Raw genomic sequence first — 16,774 nt, 5'->3', positions numbered from 1 at the left:
TGTCATCCCTCGCAGGAGTGGATTGAGCGGGAAAGCGCGCGGTAGATTATAAGCAGTGGCTTAACTGCGTCCTATGTGGGGCATTGGTGGCGCAGGTCGAGGAGTGGTACTTGCAGATCTGCGAGGACGATCCCAAGACTGCGAGCAACATCCTTGACGCACTGGACCTCCTGGAGGTGGAAGGTCCGACACTGGGGCGGCCCATGGTGGACAGGATCCATCGCAGCCGCTTGCACAATATGAAGGAACTGAGGCCCGGGTCCTCGGGCGGAAGCGAGGTGCGCATGCTCTTCGTGTTCGACCAGGAGCGGGAGGCCATCGTCCTCGTGGCAGGTGACAAGTCCGGCCGTTGGTCGGAGTGGTACGACGAGTCGATCCCCCTGGCGGAGAAGCGGTACGCGGATTACGTCGAGGAGCGACGGACGGGAGCACGCGCATGACGAGTCGTAGTTGGGCTGAGGTTCGTGCCGAGGCACTGCGCATCAACCCGTGGCTGGCCTCGCCGGAGGCAGAGGCGCAGCGGGCTCGGATCAGGCAGGAGAACCTGGCCCGAATCCGCGGGTATGAGCTCGCGGAGCTGCGGCGGAAGGCCGGGCTCACCCAGAAGCAGGTGGCTGAGCTGCTCGGTGTGAGCCAGGCGAGGGTGTCGCAGATCGAGCACGGGCAGGTCGACAGCCTGGACAATCTGCGGGCGTACGCCGCTGCCATCGGCGGCGAGGTCGAGGTCAACATTCGCCAGGGTGAGCGGACGATCAAGGTGGCTTGATCGTCCGCTCACCTCCCTCAGGCAAGCAGGGTGGCCATCCAGGACTCGATGTCGGGGGCTGTCCGGGGGAGGGCGTTCGACATCAGGTGGGCGCCGTCCTCGGTGATCACCAGGTCGTCCTCGATGCGGATGCCGAGGCCGCGGAGTTCGACGGGGAGGGTTTCGTCGTCGGGCTGGAGGTAGAGGCCGGGTTCGACGGTGAGGACCATGCCGGCTTCGAGGGTTCCGTCGAGGTAGCGGTCGGCGCGGGACTTGGCGCAGTCGTGGTAGTCGAGGCCGAGCATGTGGCCGCTGCCGCAGAGGGTGTAGCGGCGGTAGAGGCCGTTGTCCTCGGCGAGGGCCTCTTCGGCGGGGATGCGCAGGACGCCCCAGTCGGCGAGGCCTTCGGCGATGACCCGCATGGCCGCGCGGTGGAAGTCGCGGAAGCGGGCGCCGGGGCGCAGGGCGGCGATGCCGGCGCTCTGGGCGGCGAGGACGAGATCGTAGGCCTGGCGCTGGACGGGGGTGAAGGTGCCGCCGAGGGGGAGGGTGCGGGTGATGTCGGCGGCGTAGAGGGTGTCGGTTTCGACGCCGGCGTCCAGCAGGAGCAGGGCGTTCGGGTCGAGGGCGCCGTCGTTGCGGATCCAGTGCAGGACGCAGGCGTGGGCGCCGGAGGCGGCGATGGTGGTGTAGGCGGTGCCGTTGCCCTCGGCGCGGGCGCGCAGGTCGAAGACGCCTTCGATCCAGCGTTCGCCGCGGTGGTGGCGCAGGGCGGTGGGCAGGGCGCGGACGACGTCCTCGAAGCCGGTGACGGTGTGGTCGACGGCGAGTTGCAGCTGGCCGATCTCCCATTCGTCCTTGACCAGGCGCAACTCGGAGAGCACCGCGGCCAGTTCGCCGTCCGCGGTGGTGGCGGCGGGGTGTCCGGCGGTGGCGCGCCGTCCGGTGGCCTCGTCGACCAGGGCGTCGGTGCCGGCCAGGACGCGGGTGGGCGGCTGGGGGCCGGAGAGCAGCTTGCCGAGGTCGTCGAGGTGTTCGGTGCGGATGCCGGTGAGCCGGGCGGCTTCGGCGAGGTCGGGGCGGGCGCCGACCCAGAACTCGCCGTAGCGGCGGTCGCGGTAGAACTCGCCGCCGTCGCGCGGCGAGCGGGGGCGCAGGTAGAGGACCGGTTCGTGGCCTTCGGGGCCGGCCGGTTCGAGGACGAGGACGTGGTCGGCCTGGTCCTCACCGGTGAGTCCGGTGAGCCAGACGTACGCGCTGTGCGGGCGGAAGCGGTGGTCGAGGTCGTTGCAGCGGACCTTGAGCCGGCCGGCGGGGACGAGGAGCCGTTCGCCGGGGAAGGCGGCGGAGAGGCGGGCGCGGCGGCCGGGGAAGCGGTCGTGTCCGGGGACGCGCCGGTCGGCGGGGAGGGGGGTGGCGGCCCAGCGGGTGCCCATGAAGGCGGCGAGGGCGGGGGAGACGGGGAGGTCGTGGCTGCCGGTGTTGAGGCCGGCCGGGGGGAGGGTCACCGGTGAACTCCTGGGCGGGGCTGGGGAGATGTTCGGGGCGGGGCGGGCACGGACACAGCTCGGTAACGGGTGGTGTCACCTCTTGTGCAGTGCAATTTCACATTACTATGTTACGGGTCACACAGCGGAGCGGCCAGATCTGGCCCCCCACAGCGGAGTTGCAACATGACCAGGCGCACCCATGCCGCCCTCGCGGCGGCCCTCGCGGCGACCCTCACCCTCGGCCTCGGGGCCTGCAAGAACGACAAGAGCGACAGCGGCGGCGACGCGGGACCCTCCAGCACCAAGGGCCCGGGCGCGGAGAGCGGCTCGGTCGTCGGCGGCACCCCGGCCAAGGGCGGCACCCTCACCGTCCTGACCAACCAGGACTTCGCCCACCTCGACCCGGCCCGCAACTGGGTGGTGCCGCACATGGACTTCGGCACCCGGCTGCTCTACCGCACCCTGACCACGTTCAAGGCCGAACCGGGCGCCGCCGGCAGCGAGATCGTCCCGGACCTCGCCACCGACCTGGGCAAGTCCTCCGAGGGCGGCAAGGTGTGGACCTTCACCCTGAAGGACGGACTCAAGTACGAGGACGGCAGCCCGATCAAGTCCGCCGACATCAAGTACAACGTCGAGCGGTCCTTCTCCCCGGACCTCACCGGCGGCCCCGACTACGCGCAGCAGTACCTGGCCGGCGGCGAGAGCTACAAGGGCCCGCTGACCGGCGAGCACCTGGCGAGCATCGAGACCCCGGACGAGAAGACGATCGTCTTCCACCTGAAGCGCCCGGTCGCCGAGTTCTCGGACACCGTCACCCTGCCGACCTTCTCCCCGGTGCCGCAGTCCCAGGAGAAGGGCACCCAGTACGACTCCCGGCCGTTCTCCTCCGGCCCGTACAAGATCGAGGCGTACGACCGCGGCAAGCAGCTGGTGCTGGTCCGCAACACCAACTGGGACCCGGCCACCGACACCGTCCGCAAGGCGTACCCGGACAAGGTCGTGGTGACCCAGGGCATCAAGGGCGGCCAGGCCGACGACCGGATCATCGCCAGCGACGGGGCCGACGCCAACGCGATCAACATGCCCTGGATGCAGCACGAGACGGTCGCCAAGGTGCTGCCCAAGGCGGACGTCAAGTCCCGCATGGTGGCCGAGCGGACCGGCTGCACCGACATGCTGTACCTGAACACCGCCAAGGCCCCCTTCGACGACCCGAAGGTGCGCGAGGCGATGATGTGGGCGGTCGACCGCGAGGCCCAGGTGACGGCCTTCGGCGGCCCGGCGGTGACCGACGTGGCGACCTCCTTCCTGCCGCCGTCGCTGACCGGCGGCGCCACCTCCGACCCGCTGAAGATCCCGGCGGCCGGCGACCCGGAGAAGGCCAAGGCGCTGCTCAAGGAGGCGGGCAGGACCGACCTCAAGGTCGCGCTCACCGTCTCGCTCGGCGACAAGACCCGCGCCGAGGCGATCCAGCAGTCGCTGGCCAAGGCCGGCGTGCAGGTCACCGTCAACACCACGGACCCGTCCGCCTTCGCCGACACCGTCGGCGACATCAAGAACGCCCCCGAGCTGACCATCAACGGCTGGTGCCCCGACTACCCGTCCGGTGCGACCTACCTGCCGTTCCTCTTCGACGGCCGCACCATCAAGGAGAAGGGCAACCAGGGCAACTACAGCCAGTTCCGCGACCAGGCCACGATGGACCGGATGGACCAGATCGCGGCCATGACGGACGTGGCCGAGGCCAACAAGGCCTGGCAGCAGCTGGACCAGGACCTGATGAAGAAGGCCCCGGCCGTCCCGCTGATGTGGCAGCGCCGCCCCCTGCTGGTCGGCACCAACGTGGCCGGCGCGTTCGGCAACTCCGGCTACGCCGGCATGATCGACCTCGCCGTGGTCGGCCTCAAGGACCCCGCCAAGGGCAAGGGCTGAGGGGCCGGTGCCGATGAGTACCACCACTGAGCCCGACGCCCCGGTGGCGGGCGTCGAGGCGGGTGCCGGGCGCGGGCCGTGGCGGCTGGTCTGGGACCAGCTGTGGGCCAAGGGCTCGGCCCGGTTCGGGCTGATCACGGTCGGCGTGCTGCTGCTGGCCGCCGCGCTGGCCGGGCCGCTGAGCTCGCTCGGCGGCTGGACCCCCGAGGAGTTCGACAAGCGCGCCGTCGACGCCTACCTGGGCGGCCTGCCCCGGGGCGACTTCGGCGGCATCAGCGCCCGGCACTGGCTGGGCGTCGAGCCGATCACCGGGCGCGACCTGTTCGCCCGGGTGCTGCACGGCGGTCAGGTGTCCCTGCTGATCGCCTTCACCGCGACCGCGGTCGTCGTGGTCGCCGGCACCCTGGCCGGGATCGCGGCCGGCTACTTCGGCGGCCGCACCGACACGCTGCTGTCCCGGCTGATGGACCTCACGATGTCCTTCCCCTCGCTGATCTTCATGATCGCGATGATGTCGGTGGCCAAGGACGTCAACCGGATCCTGCTGATCACCCTGGTGATCGGGCTGTTCACCTGGCCCGGCATCGCCCGGGTGGTCCGCGGCCAGACCCTCTCCCTCAAGCACCGCGAGTACGTCGAGGCCGCCAAGGTCGGCGGCGCCCGCTCCTGGCGGATCCTCACCCGGGAGATCCTGCCGAACGTCTCCGGCCCGATCATCGCCTACACCACGCTGCTCATCCCCGGCATGATCGCCACCGAGGCCGCGCTCAGCTACCTCGGCGTGGGCGTCCGCCCGCCGACCCCGTCCTGGGGCCAGATGATCGCCGAGAGCATCGTGCACTACGAGACCGACCCGACCTACTTCCTGATCCCGACCGCCTTCCTGTTCCTCGCCGTGCTCGCCTTCACCCTGCTCGGGGACGCGCTGCGCGACATCCTCGACCCCCGGGGAGGCCGGTCGTGATCCTCTACCTCGGCCGCCGGCTGCTCGGCGTGGCGGGCATCCTGCTCGCCATCTGCGCCATCACCTTCACCATCTTCTACCTGCTGCCCAACGACCCGGCCGCGGCGGCCTGCGGCAAGACCTGCAGCCCCGAGCGGCTGGCCGACGTCAAGGCCGCGATGGGCCTGGACAAGCCGGTCTGGGACCAGTTCCTGGCCTACCTCGGCGGCATCTTCGCAGGCCGCGACTACGGCTCCGGCCCCAGTGCCGTGCACTGCGGCTTCCCCTGCCTCGGCTACTCCTACGAGTACGGGCTGCCGGTGTGGGACCTGCTGACCGACCGGCTGCCGGTATCCGTGTCGCTGGCCCTCGGCGCGGCCGCGCTCTGGCTGGTCCTCGGCCTCGGCGCGGGCGTCACCTCGGCCCTGCGCAAGGGCAGGCCGCTCGACCGGACGCTGATGGTGCTCTCCGTCGGCACCGCCTCGCTGCCGGTCTACTTCACCTCGATCATGCTGATCTGGGGCGTCGTCAGGACGGCCGGACTGCTGCCCTACCCGGCGTACCACCAGTTCACCGAGAACCCCTTCGCCTGGGCCTCCAACCTGCTGCTGCCGTGGACCGCCCTGGCCCTGCTGTACGCGGCCATGTACGCCCGGCAGAGCCGCAACTCGATGATCGAGGCGATGTCCGAGCCGTACATCCGCACCGCCCGGGCCAAGGGCCTGCCGGCGCGGACCGTCACCGTCAAGCACGGGCTGCGGGCCGGGATGACGCCGATCCTGACCATCTTCGGCATGGACCTCGGCGGCCTGCTGGCCGGGGCCGTCATCACCGAGTCCATCTTCGGCCTGCCCGGCGTCGGCCGGCTGTTCTACGACGGCCTGGGCCGCTCCGACCAGCCCGTCATCCTCGGTGTGACCCTGCTCGCGGCCTTCTTCATCGTCGCGGCGAACCTGCTGGTCGACCTGCTCTACGCGTTCGTCGACCCGAGAGTGAGGTACTGATGACCAGGCTGTTGGAGGTCGAGGACCTCAAGGTCGCCTTCGACACCCCCCGCGGCACCGTCCGGGCCGTGGACGGCATCTCCTTCGCCGTCGAGGCCGGGCGGACCCTCGGCCTGGTCGGCGAGTCCGGCAGCGGCAAGTCCGTCACCTCGCTGGCCGTCATGGGCCTGCACCGCGGCGCCACCGTCACCGGCTCGATCCGGCTGCACGGACAGGAGTTGAACGGGCTCGGGGAGAAGGCGCTGGGCACCGTCCGGGGCCGCCGGATCGCGATGATCTTCCAGGACCCGCTGTCCAGCCTGCACCCCTTCTACACCGTCGGCGAGCAGATCGCCGAGCACTACCGGGTGCACTTCAGGGCCAACCGCAAGGCGGGCCGGGCCCGCGCGGTGGAGATGCTGGCCGAGGTCGGCATCCCGGAGCCGGCCCGCCGGGTCGACGAGTACCCGCACCAGTTCTCCGGCGGCATGCGCCAGCGCGTCATGATCGCCATGGCGCTCGCCTGCGAGCCCGACCTGCTGATCGCCGACGAGCCCACCACGGCGCTCGACGTCACCGTCCAGGCGCAGATCCTCGACCTGATCGCCCGGATCCAGCAGGAGCGCGGCCTCGGCGTCGTGATGATCACCCACGACCTCGGCGTGGTCGCCCGGGTCGCCCACGAGGTCCTGGTCATGTACGGCGGCCGGGCGGCCGAACAGGCCCCGGTGGAACGGCTGTTCGCGCAACCCGCGCACCCGTACACCCGCGGCCTGCTGGACTCGCTGCCGCGCCTGGACGACACCGACGACGCCCCGCTGCGGGCCATCCCCGGCAGCCCGCCGTCGCTGATCGCCCCCGCCCCCGGCTGCTCCTTCGCCCCGCGCTGCGCCCGCACCACCGCCGCGGCCGCCGAGGAGCACGCCCGCTGCCTGGCCGAGCGCCCCGTGCTCGGCCCGCTCGCCCCCGGCCACCAGGCCGCCTGCCACCTGCCGCTGGTGCCGGAAGGGGTGCTGTGATGACCGAACCCTCGCTGACCGGACCGCCGACAAGCGAACCCCTGTTGTCGGTACGGGACTTGGTGAAGACCTTCCCCGGCCGTCGCCGCCGCACCGGGCGGCCGGGCGCACCGGTCCGGGCCGTGGACGGGGTGAGCTTCGACGTCGGGGCCGGGGAGACGCTCGGCCTGGTCGGCGAGTCCGGCTGCGGCAAGTCCACCACCGGGCGGATGATCGTCCGGCTGCTCGACCCGACCTCGGGCACCGTCACCTTCGACGGCACCGAGATCGGCGGCCTCTCCCAGGCCCGGCTGCGCCCGCACCGGCGGGACCTGCAGATGGTCTTCCAGGACCCGTACTCCTCGCTCAACCCCCGGCAGACGGTGTCCCGGATCATCTCCGAGCCGCTGCTGGTCCAGGGCGAGAGCGCGACGGCCGCGCGCAAGCGGGCCGCCGAGCTGATGGAGCTGGTCGGGCTGATCCCCGAGCACCTGGACCGCTACCCGCACGAGTTCTCCGGCGGCCAGGCGCAGCGCATCGGCATCGCCCGCGCGCTGGCCACCTCGCCGCGGCTGGTGATCGCCGACGAGCCGGTCTCCGCGCTGGACGTGTCCATCCAGGCCCAGGTGGTCAACCTGATGGAGCGGCTCCAGCAGGAGCTCGGGCTGGCGTACGTGTTCATCGCGCACGACCTCTCGGTGGTCAAGCGGGTCTGCGACCGGGTCGCGGTGATGTACCTGGGCCGGATCGTCGAGATCGGCGACAAGGCCGAGGTGTACGGCAGCCCCGCGCACCCGTACACCCGGGCGCTGCTGTCCGCCGTGCCGCTGCCGGACCCGGAGGCGGAGCGCACCCGGGAGCGGATCGTGCTGCTCGGCGACCCGCCGAGCCCGGCCGACCCGCCGCCCGGCTGCAGCTTCCACCCGCGCTGCCCGAAGGCGCAGGACCTGTGCCGGACGGAGCGGCCGCTGCTGCGGATCGCCGGCCCGGGCACCCGGGAGGCGGCCTGCCACTTCCCGGAGGTGCCGGGAAGCTGAGAGACCCCCGGTCGGGCGCGGCGGGGAACCCTTCGAGGGCCGCGTCCGACCGGGTTCCATCAGTCCTCGTGCGGCAGCAGCCGGCGCGGGCCGGGCCCCTCGGCGGCCAGTTCGTCGCCGGGGTTGAGCACCCGGCAGCGGCGCAGCGACACGCAGCCGCAGCCGATGCAGCCGGTCAGCTCGTCCTCCAGCCGTTCCAGTTCGAGGCGACGGGCGCGCAGCTGCTCGGCCCAGCGCAGGGAGATCCGCTCCCAGTCGTGCTTGCCGGGCATCCGGTCCTCCGGGAGGCCGGTGAACACCTCGGCGACCTCGCTGAGCGGGATGCCGAGCCGCTTGGCGACCAGGATGAGCGAGATCCGGCGCAGCACGTGCCGCCGGTAGCGGCGCTGGTTGCCGGTCGACCGCTCGGAGCTGATCAGCCCCTGGTCCTCGTAGAAGCGCACCGCCGAGGTGGCGATCCCGGCCCGCCGGGCCACCTCCCCGACGCTCAGCAGGTCGACCGGTGCGGTGGTCATGACGGCTCCTTGACTTCAAGCTCTCTTGAAGTCCTACGGTACCCGACACGACCGGATCCGCCGCCGCGAGGACCGGCACGACCGGTCCCCAGCAGGAAAGTTACCCAGCGCAGTCGCCGTCCGAGGGTGCCTCCGGCGTCCGGCGCGAACTCCTCTCCCGCCGGTACGCCGCCGCGGCCTCGCTCCTCGCGAGCTCCCCGGTGGCGGCGCTGGTCCTCGGCTGTGGGCGGCGCCGATCCTTGGGCGTGGGCACCCCGTGAAGCGGGCCCCCGGATCCCCTTCGTCGGGGGGATCCGGGGCCCGCTCACGACCGGCTCAGGAGGCCGGGCCCACCCGGACGGTGGTGATCCGCCCGCCCTGGGACTCCCGGACGACCTCGATCCTCGTGTTGGTGTCCGGCACCTTCACGGTCAGCTGCGGCGTGGCCGGGTCGGCGTACACCCCGCTGTGGTCGTTGAAGACCGGGACGGCCGGCTCGGCCGGGATCCGCACCGCGACCCCGCCCTTGTGCAGGGTGAACGGCGTGGTCGGCTTGAGCGAGAAGGTGGCGTCGAAGGTCTGCGCCCGTCCGTTGACCAGGGTGCCGTCGGCGAAGCGGATCGGCGCCGGGTGGGCGTCGATCGGCAGGATCAGCCCGCCGCCGGGGTGGTCCTTGGTGTTGTTGTCGCCGTACGAGGTGTCCCAGAGCCAGAGCAGGACGCCCTCCTGGTACGGGTAGGTGTCGACCACGTTGGCCTTGCCCGCGACGCCGGTGTAGCCGAAGTTGTACGGCCCGGTCCTCAGGAACGCCCCGTAGCCGCTGTAGCGGCGGTTCTCGGCGAGGTAGGCGCGCGGGTGCTGCTTGACGGCGGCGCGGCCGGTGATGGCCGTGAAGCCGTTGGCCGTCCAGCCGCCGGCCCCGTTCTCGGCGCCGTCGGCGAACAGCTCGGTGCCCCCGGCGGTGGCCTTGACGGCGTCCACCAGCACGCCCTTGCCGTGGGTGTTGCCGTCCGAGGTGACGTGGAAGCGCAGCCGGACCTGCTGCCCGAGGTAGCCGTCCAGCGGGATGTGCAGCTTCCGGTAGGCGCCCGAAGTGCCGCTGAGACCGGGGGTGTTGGCGCTGGTGTTGCCGATCGGCGCGCCGTCCACGGTGCCGCCGAGGGCGGTCCAGTGCTTGCCCTGGTCGGTGGAGGCCTCGACGGTCAGGAAGTCGTAGTCCTGCTCGACGTCGTACCAGACCGCGGCGTCCAGTGCGGCCGGACCGGCGGCGGTGCGCAGGTCGACGTCCCGGGCGAGGGAGTTGTCGAGGTTGTCACCGGTGTCGCTCCACCACTGCTTGCCGCCCTCGTACGGGTCGGCGAGGTCGGTGCTGGTGGTGCCGTCCGGCAGGTGCACCAGGACGGCCTGCGCCTGGTCGGTGTTGTAACTGCTCACCCCGAGGGCGTGGCTGGAGCGGGTGGCGGCCTGCGCCTCGTCGTAGTTGAGCCAGCCGAACTGCAGCTTGCTCCAGGCGTCGAGGTCGCCCGGGTAGCCGCCGGTGGTGTTCGGGCCCTTGCCCAGGTATGAGCCGGAGGACATCAGCGACCAGAAGTTGACGCTGTTGTCGCCGCCGCTGGTGCTGTAGAGGTCGGGCAGGCCGAGGTTGTGGCCGTACTCGTGGGCGAACAGGCCGACGCCGCTGTTCTCGCCGCCCTGGACGTAGTCGTAGACGTAGAGGCCGGTGTCGCCGACGGGTGCGCCGCCGATCCTGTCGCCCTCCGGGCCGGTCTGCCCGGTCGCGTCCGGGAAGGCCCAACTGCGGTGCGCCCACAGCGCGTCGGCGCCCTGGGCGCCGCCGCCCCAGGTCTCGTCCACGCCGGCGTGGACCACGATGACGTTGTCCAGGTAGCCGTCGGGCTGGTTGAACTCGCCGTCCTTGTCGTGGTCGTAGCGGTCGTAGACGTCGTACTGGGCGAGCTGCGCCTTGATGTCGGCGGTGGAGCGGCCCTTGGCGACCTCGCCGTCGTACCAGGCCTTGACGGCGTCCCGGACGAACTCCTGGCCCTGGGTCCAGGCGCCGGAGCCCTGCGGGCCCTTGTTGCTGCCGTAACGGGCCTCGTTGTACGGGACGGTGACCCAGTCGCTGACGGTGCCCTCGACGTCGTACCGGCCGGAGGACTGGGTGCGGTAGTAGTTGCGCATCGACACCGCGCCGGGCGCGTCGTCGAAGAACATCTTCTGGTAGTACGCGCGGTCGAAGTCCTTGGACCAGAGCGTGTGGTTGTCGTCCGAGCCGGGCTTGGGGATCAGGTTGTGGCGCGGGCCGGGGGTGCCGCCGTAGCGGGGCTGGCCGTTCCACTGGGTCGAGTCGTCGACCTGGTCGCCGAACTGGGCGAGGATCACGAAGACCTTGTCCGTGCGCTGGTGCGCCAGTTGGACGTAGTCGTCGCCGATCCGCACCTTCGCCGGGGCCCGCTTGTCGGCGCTCTTGGCGACGGCGCCCTTGTTGAGCTGTTCCAGGGCCTTGCCGCGGAGCGCCTGGCGCTCGCGTTCCTGGGGGACGAGCGGTGCGGGCGGGGCCTCGGCGCCCTGCGGGGCGGAGCCGGCCGCCGCGGCGGAGGTGACGGTGAGGGGCGGCGGGGGAGCGGCCTGGGCAGGGGTGCCCAGCAGGGTGGCCGCTATCGCGCTCGTGGTGAGCGCTGCTGCGAGGGCCGCGGACAGTCTGCGCAACTGACCGGTCCTTTCCGGGGGATGGGGGTGTCTGGGGGTGCTTCGTGGCATGGGCCGGTGAAGCGCAGGTAATATTTCACATGTCACGGGTCACGTGGAAGGGGTCCGGGGCACGTGGAGATTCCGGGGCAAGAGGAAGGGGCGCCGCACCCGGAGGTGCGGCGCCCCTTTCGGTGGGCCTCTGTCGGTGGGCCCCTTTCCGTGGGCCTCGTCTAGCCGTTGCTGAAGTCGAGCGCCAGGCTGAACACCACCAGCGCCGCGAACACCGCCGCCAGGGTGGTCAGTCCGGTCGCGTACAGCGCCACCGCCCCCGCGCCGAGCAGCACCAGCTTGAGCAGCAGCCGGGCGGCGAGCGGCAGTTCGACCTTCGCCCGGCGCTCGGCCAGGAACACGTCCCAGACCGCCCGGGCCGCGGCCGGGACGCCGAGCCCCAGCAGCAGCCGGACGCCCAGGCCGTCGCCGGTGCGGAAGCCCCAGTAGCAGAGCGCGGCCAGGCTCGCGAGCTGTACCCCGAAGCCGAGTTCGGTGCCGGTCCGGGCCAGTGACCGGCGCAGTCGGCGCTCCCTCGGGCCGGGTCTGTCGATCGTCATCCGCGCGCTCTCCCCGCCTCGTCCCCCGCCTCGCGCGCCGCCCGGGGCCGGACGGCGGTATGGGGCGTGTCTGACGGGAGTGTCCCAGCCCGGCCGGGCGAACTCAACGGATCTTCCCGCGGCTGCCGGTCGATGCCTCCGACCTGCCGGTTCCTCAGTTCCGTTGCCGTCAGCGGGTGGTGTACTCGACGGCCACGCTGACCACCACCAGCGCGCCGTACACCACCGCGAGGGCGGTCCGCCCGGTGGCGTACAGGGCCAGCCCGGCGGTGCCGAGCGTCAGCAGCTTGAGCACGATCTCCGCGGGGAGCGGCAGCCGGTACGTCGGGCCGCCCGCGGCCAGGAACAGGCCCCAGATGAGGGCCGCCAGGGCCGGTGCGCCGAGCCCCAGCAGCAGCCGCACGGCCAGGGTGGAGCCGGTCTTGAAGCCCCAGTAGCAGAGCGCCGCCAGCATGGCGAGCTCCAGGCTGAAGGCGAGGCCCGCGTTGCCCGCGGTCAGCGGGGTCCACTGCCGCTGTCCGACCGGTCCCGGTCTGTCGATCCTCATCCGCGCTCTCCCCGTTCCGCTGGTCCGCCCGGGCCGGGCGGCGAACACGCGGAGTGTCGCAGTCCGGCCCGGGCGGGCGCAATGGACCGGCGCCCGCGGATCAGCCCAAGGCGGCGCGGAGGAAGGAGAGTTCGGCCAGCGTCAGTCGCTCGTTCATCCCGTCCGGGGTCATGTGGGTGACGCCCGGCAGCGGCAGCACCGCGTGCGGGCGCCCGGCCGTGGTGAGCGCCTGGGAGAGCAGCAGGGTGTGCGAGGGGTGGACGTTGTCGTCGGCCAGCCCGTGGATCAGCAGCAGCGGCCTGGTCAGGCCGGGTGCGTCGGCGAGCAGGCAGTCGGCGGCGTAGCCCTCGGGGTTGTCCTGCGGCAGGCCGAGGTAGCGCTCGGTGTACGCGGTGTCGTACTGCCGGAAGTCGGTGGGCGGGGCGCCCGCGCAGGCGGCGTGGAAGACGTCCGGGCGGCGCAGGACGGCGAGCGCGGCGAAGTAGCCGCCGTACGACCAGCCGCGGACGCCGACCCGGCCGAGGTCGAGGTCCGGGTGGTGCGCGGCGAGCGCGCGCAGGGCGTCGACCTGGTCGTCCAGGGCGGCCTCGGAGAAGCGGCGGAAGATCGCCCGGGTGAAGTCCGGGGAGACGAACGGGGTGCCGCGGTTGTCGGTGGTGACGACGGCGAAGCCCTGGTCGGCCCACCACTGGCGGAGCTGCCAGCGGCGCGGTTCGGCGGCCACGGCCTGGTAGCCGGGCCCGCCGTAGACGTCCAGCAGGACGGGGAGCCGGCGGCCGGGGACGTGGTCGCGGGGGTACACCACGGCGGTCGGCAGGCCGCGGTCGGTGACCCGGGCGAGGCGCGGGCGGACCGGGTAGGGCAGCGCGGCGCTCAGGTCGGTGAGCGGGAGTTCGGCTCCGTCCTCCAGGTCGCTCGGCAGGACGCCGCGCAGGACGCGGCGGTGGATCCCGTCGGCGGAGGCCGAGGTGAGCAGCAGGGTGTCGGCGGCGGCGAGCGCGGAGTGCACGCCGGGCCCGGTGGTGAGGAGTTCGGGGGCGCCGCCGTCCGGGTCGATCAGGTGGACGTACTGGTCGGCCGGGTCGCCCTGGCCGGTCTCGCAGAGCAGTCGGCCGCGCAGCCGCCCGACCACCCGGCGGATCTGCAGCCCGGTGGTGTCCAGCGGCTTGCCGTCCAGGGCGAGGCCGCGGGCGTGCGGGGTGTCGTGGACGGTGAGCAGCCGGCCGTCGGGCAGCCGGTCGGGGGTGCCGGGCAGGTCGTCGGCCCAGAACTCGTCGGTGGTGCGGGAGAGTTCGCGGGTCCGGCCGGTGGCCGGGTCGGCGGTGAGGAGCAGCACGTTCTGCTGGAGCCGGTCGGCGACGGTGAGCAGCAGCTCGTGGTCGGAGGCCCAGGAGGCGGCGCACAGGTAGGGGAACGCGTCGGCGTCCCAGTGGAGTCGGACCCGGCCGCCGTCGAGGCCGAGGACCCAGAGCTGGACGTCCGCGTTGGGGCCGCCGGCCTGCGGGTAGGCGAAGTCCTCGGGCGCCTCGGCGGGGTGGGCCGGGTCGGCGAAGTAGCGCCGGGGGAGGGCGGATTCGTCCACCCGGGCGGCCAGCAGCGCGCCGCCGTCCGGGCGCCACCAGTGGCCCCGGGCGCGGCCGAGCTCCTCGGCGGCGGCGAACTCGGCGACGCCCCAGCGGGCGCCGTCGGCGGGGGAGAGCGGGTCGGGGCCGGGGGTGACGTACAGGGCGTCGTCGGCGACGTAGGCCACCCGCTGGCCGGTGGCGTCCGGCCGGGGGTCGAACGCGGGCCCGGCGGTGGGGAGTTCGTCGCTGGTGCCGGTGGCGGTGTCGGTGCGGAACAGCCGGCCGTCGAGGGTGAAGACGGCCACCGCGAGGTCGGCGGTGGCGGCGTAGCCGCCGATCCCGGCGGCGACCAGCCGGGTGCGCTCGCGCAGCCGGCGCTCGACGGCGGGCAGGTCGTCGCGGCGGCCGGTGCGGCCGGGCAGCAGCGCGGCCGGGTCGGCGACCGTCCGCTCCTCGCCGGTGGCGGTGTCGAGCAGGTGGAGGCGCTCGACCGGGTCCTCGGGGCCGGCCGAGCGGAGCAGCAGCAGCCGGGTACCGTCCTCGGCGAGGGTGTAGGCGCGGGGCGCGCCGTGGGTGAACCGGCCGGTGCGGGCGCTGAGGGCAAGGAAGGCGTCGGTGATGGTCACGGCCCGATCGTGGTCGCGCGGTGCGTGCCCCGACCAGTAGTCTGTCATGTGAAATGTCACACACCACGTGGGGTGTGCCGTGCGAACGGAGGAAACCGTGACCGAGGACCTGCGGACCGTCGAACCCCCGGCCCCGCTGCCCGCCGCCGACGGGCTGTTCAGCGTGTCGGCGGACGCGGCGCACCTGAACCACGGCTCGTACGGCGCCGTGCCCGTCCCGGTGCAGCGCGCCCAGGAACGGCTGCGGACCGAGCACGAACTCGACCCGGACGGCTTCTTCGCCGACCTCCCGGCCCGGATCGCCGCCGCCCGGACCGTCCTCGCCGCCGAGCTGGGCACCGACCCGGACCGGCTCGCCCTGGTCGCCAACGTCACCGAGGCGGTCGCGATCGCCCTGGACAGCCTCCCGCTCGCCCCCGGCGACCGGATCCTGGTCACCGACCACGGCTACGGCGCGGTCACCCAGGCGGCCGCCCGCAAGGCCGCCGAGACCGGCGCCGAACTGGTCGTGGCGCCGGTGCCGCTGGACGCCCCGGACGAACGGGCCGTCCGGGAGGCCGTGCTCGCCGCCGTGGACGCCCGCACCACTGTCGCCGTCCTGGACCAGCTCACCTCGCCCACCGCCCGCCTGGTGGCCGGCCCCGCCCTGCTCGCCGAACTGCGCGCCCGCGGCGTGACCACCGTCGTGGACGGCGCCCACGCGCCCGGCATGCTGCCCGCCCCGGCCGACCCGCACGCGGACTTCTGGTTCGGCAACCTGCACAAGTGGGCCTTCGCCCCGCGCGCCACCGGCGTCCTCGCCGTCCGCCCCGAGTGGACCGCCCGGGTGCGCCCGCTGGCCCTCTCCTGGGAACACGACAAGGGCTTCCCGGGCAACGTCGAGTGGCGCGGCACCTGCGACTACACGCCCTGGCTGGCCGCCCCGGCCGGCTTCGAACTGCTGCGCGCCCTCGGCCCGGCGGCGGTGGCCGCGCACAACGCCGCGCTCGCCGCGTACGGCCAGCGGGCGCTCGCCGAGCGGGCCGGCCTGGAACCGTTGCCCGCGACGCCGGGGGTGTGGATGCGCACCGTCCGGCTGCCGGCCGGGCACGGCGAGACCGAACCGCAGGTCAAGGCGCTGATGGCCGAGGTGTGGCGGCGGCTGCGCACCCGGATCGCCGTCCGCCCCTGGGCCGGCGGCGGGGTGCTGCGGATCAGCGCGCAGCTGTACAACCGGCCGGGGGAGTACGAGCGGCTGGCGGACGGGCTGGCGGCGGTGCTGAAGGGCTAGCGGGGCGGTTCTCCGGCTGCGGGTCTGCACGAGGCCCACGGTCCGTATGTGGCTCCGGGGCCGCCCGTAGCTCCGCGAGCAGCAGGTTGCGGTCGGCGAGCAGCCCGGTGAGGATCCGCCGGGCCGCCCGCAGCAGGTCCGCGACGTCCCCGCCGGCCAGCGCGTAGACCACCGTGCCGCCCTCCCGGGTGGCGGTGACGATGCCGGACCGGCGCAGCACCGCGAGCTGCTGGGAGAGGCTGGAGGGCTCGACCTCCAGCTCGGCGAGCAGACCGCGGACGGGCGTCGGCCCGGCCTGGAGCAGTTCCAGCACCCGGATCCGGACGGGATGGCCGAGCATCCGGAAGAACTCGGCCTTCGCCTGGTAGAGCGCGACCGTCACGAGGCCCCCCTTCCTGGTGTCGGTGCCGGTTCAGATCTCCAGCGAGCCTTCGATCAGCTTGAGCCGGTGGCGGGCCATCGCGAGGTTGGAGCGCTCGCGGTTGAGCGCCAGGAAGAGGAACAGGCCGCGTCCGCTGGGCGTCGTGATCGGCCGGACCATGTGGTACTGGTTCGTGAGGCTGATCAGGATGTCCTCGATCGCGTTGTCGTGCAGGTTGAGCATCTCCATCGCCCGCATCTTGGCGCGGACCACGTCGGTGTTCCCGGCCGCGGCGACGTTGAGGTCGAGCTCACCGCCGTCGCCGAGGCTGCCGAGCGCCATGCCGCTGCCGTAGTCGACCAGGGCGACGCCGATGGCGCCGTCGATCGACATGGCCTCCTTGAGGGACGTCTCCAGGTTCGCCATCGCGGTTCCTCCCGTGGGTTGGTGGCTGTTTGGTGGCTGTGACGACGAAGGTAGG

15 protein-coding genes and 1 pseudogene are annotated in these 16,774 nt (G+C 72.8%); 8 read left to right on the top strand and 8 right to left on the bottom strand.

Annotation, left to right across the window (positions count from 1 at the left end; all coding sequences use genetic code 11):
- Positions 1-83 precede the first annotated feature (83 nt).
- Together ACYP53_RS29160 and ACYP53_RS29155 are read left to right on the top strand one after the other, a co-directional pair.
- A complete protein-coding gene (locus ACYP53_RS29160; RefSeq protein WP_459649594.1) occupies positions 84-440 on the top strand; it encodes a type II toxin-antitoxin system RelE/ParE family toxin in 357 nt (118 codons plus the stop codon).
- A complete protein-coding gene (locus tag ACYP53_RS29155; protein WP_189920917.1) occupies positions 437-766 on the top strand; it encodes a helix-turn-helix domain-containing protein in 330 nt (109 codons plus the stop codon). The genes ACYP53_RS29160 and ACYP53_RS29155 overlap by 4 nt, the downstream gene beginning before the upstream one ends.
- A 17-nt stretch (positions 767-783) precedes the next feature.
- Here ACYP53_RS29155 and ACYP53_RS29150 read toward each other — a convergent pair whose 3' ends face one another.
- Positions 784-2,253, bottom strand: coding sequence for an aminopeptidase P family protein (locus tag ACYP53_RS29150; protein ID WP_229928915.1), 1,470 nt, complete (start codon positions 2,251-2,253; stop codon positions 784-786).
- Between the two features lie 165 nt (positions 2,254-2,418).
- Between ACYP53_RS29150 and ACYP53_RS29145 the strand changes: the two genes are divergently transcribed.
- Genes ACYP53_RS29145 through ACYP53_RS29125 form a run of 5 tightly spaced genes read left to right on the top strand, consistent with a single transcriptional unit; the run spans position 2,419 to position 8,131 of the window.
- Positions 2,419-4,170 (top strand): ABC transporter substrate-binding protein, encoded by a 1,752-nt coding sequence (locus ACYP53_RS29145; protein WP_459649593.1) that lies wholly within the window; start codon positions 2,419-2,421, stop codon positions 4,168-4,170.
- A gap of 13 nt (positions 4,171-4,183) precedes the next feature.
- Positions 4,184-5,134 carry an ABC transporter permease gene (locus ACYP53_RS29140; protein WP_459649592.1) on the top strand — a complete coding sequence of 317 codons (951 nt, stop codon included), beginning with the start codon at positions 4,184-4,186 and terminating at the stop codon, positions 5,132-5,134.
- Positions 5,131-6,117 carry an ABC transporter permease gene (locus tag ACYP53_RS29135; protein ID WP_459649591.1) on the top strand — a complete coding sequence of 329 codons (987 nt, stop codon included), beginning with the start codon at positions 5,131-5,133 and terminating at the stop codon, positions 6,115-6,117. Before ACYP53_RS29140 ends, ACYP53_RS29135 begins: the two co-directional genes overlap by 4 nt.
- A complete protein-coding gene (locus ACYP53_RS29130) occupies positions 6,117-7,115 on the top strand; it encodes an ABC transporter ATP-binding protein (RefSeq protein WP_189920908.1) in 999 nt (332 codons plus the stop codon). The genes ACYP53_RS29135 and ACYP53_RS29130 overlap by 1 nt, the downstream gene beginning before the upstream one ends.
- Positions 7,115-8,131, top strand: coding sequence for an ABC transporter ATP-binding protein (locus tag ACYP53_RS29125; protein WP_459649590.1), 1,017 nt, complete (start codon positions 7,115-7,117; stop codon positions 8,129-8,131). Before ACYP53_RS29130 ends, ACYP53_RS29125 begins: the two co-directional genes overlap by 1 nt.
- A 59-nt stretch (positions 8,132-8,190) precedes the next feature.
- On the opposite strand, the gene soxR is transcribed toward ACYP53_RS29125, so the two are convergent.
- From soxR to ACYP53_RS29100, 5 genes are all read right to left on the bottom strand, one after another.
- Positions 8,191-8,646, bottom strand: a complete 456-nt coding sequence (gene soxR, locus ACYP53_RS29120) for a redox-sensitive transcriptional activator SoxR (protein ID WP_189920898.1) — start codon at positions 8,644-8,646, stop codon at positions 8,191-8,193.
- Between the two features lie 315 nt (positions 8,647-8,961).
- Positions 8,962-11,334, bottom strand: a complete 2,373-nt coding sequence (locus ACYP53_RS29115) for an immune inhibitor A domain-containing protein (protein WP_459649589.1) — start codon at positions 11,332-11,334, stop codon at positions 8,962-8,964.
- Between the two features lie 212 nt (positions 11,335-11,546).
- A complete protein-coding gene (locus ACYP53_RS29110) occupies positions 11,547-11,924 on the bottom strand; it encodes a DUF2568 domain-containing protein (RefSeq protein ID WP_459649588.1) in 378 nt (125 codons plus the stop codon).
- Between the two features lie 169 nt (positions 11,925-12,093).
- A complete protein-coding gene (locus tag ACYP53_RS29105; RefSeq protein WP_459649587.1) occupies positions 12,094-12,471 on the bottom strand; it encodes a YrdB family protein in 378 nt (125 codons plus the stop codon).
- 100 nt (positions 12,472-12,571) lie between these two features.
- Positions 12,572-14,662: a S9 family peptidase gene (locus ACYP53_RS29100; RefSeq protein WP_459649586.1), complete on the bottom strand. Its 2,091-nt coding sequence runs from the start codon at positions 14,660-14,662 to the stop codon at positions 12,572-12,574.
- 97 nt (positions 14,663-14,759) lie between these two features.
- On the opposite strand from ACYP53_RS29100, the gene ACYP53_RS29095 reads away from it, so the two are divergent.
- The gene (locus ACYP53_RS29095; RefSeq protein ID WP_459649585.1) at positions 14,760-15,932 is read left to right on the top strand and encodes an aminotransferase class V-fold PLP-dependent enzyme; all 1,173 of its coding nucleotides are present in this window, start codon (positions 14,760-14,762) and stop codon (positions 15,930-15,932) included.
- A 58-nt stretch (positions 15,933-15,990) separates the two neighbouring features.
- Here the strand turns inward: ACYP53_RS29095 and ACYP53_RS29090 are convergent.
- Positions 15,991-16,314 (bottom strand): annotated as a pseudogene (locus tag ACYP53_RS29090) (ArsR/SmtB family transcription factor); the annotation flags it as partial.
- Positions 16,315-16,344: 30 nt separating this feature from the next.
- Positions 16,345-16,719 carry a hypothetical protein gene (locus tag ACYP53_RS29085; protein ID WP_189920878.1) on the bottom strand — a complete coding sequence of 125 codons (375 nt, stop codon included), beginning with the start codon at positions 16,717-16,719 and terminating at the stop codon, positions 16,345-16,347.
- Positions 16,720-16,774 lie beyond the last annotated feature (55 nt).

It is taken from the genome of Kitasatospora sp. Ki12 (assembly GCF_054601375.1).
Note: the sequence above shows the minus strand (reverse complement) of the source record. Positions and strands in the feature narration are given on the sequence as shown.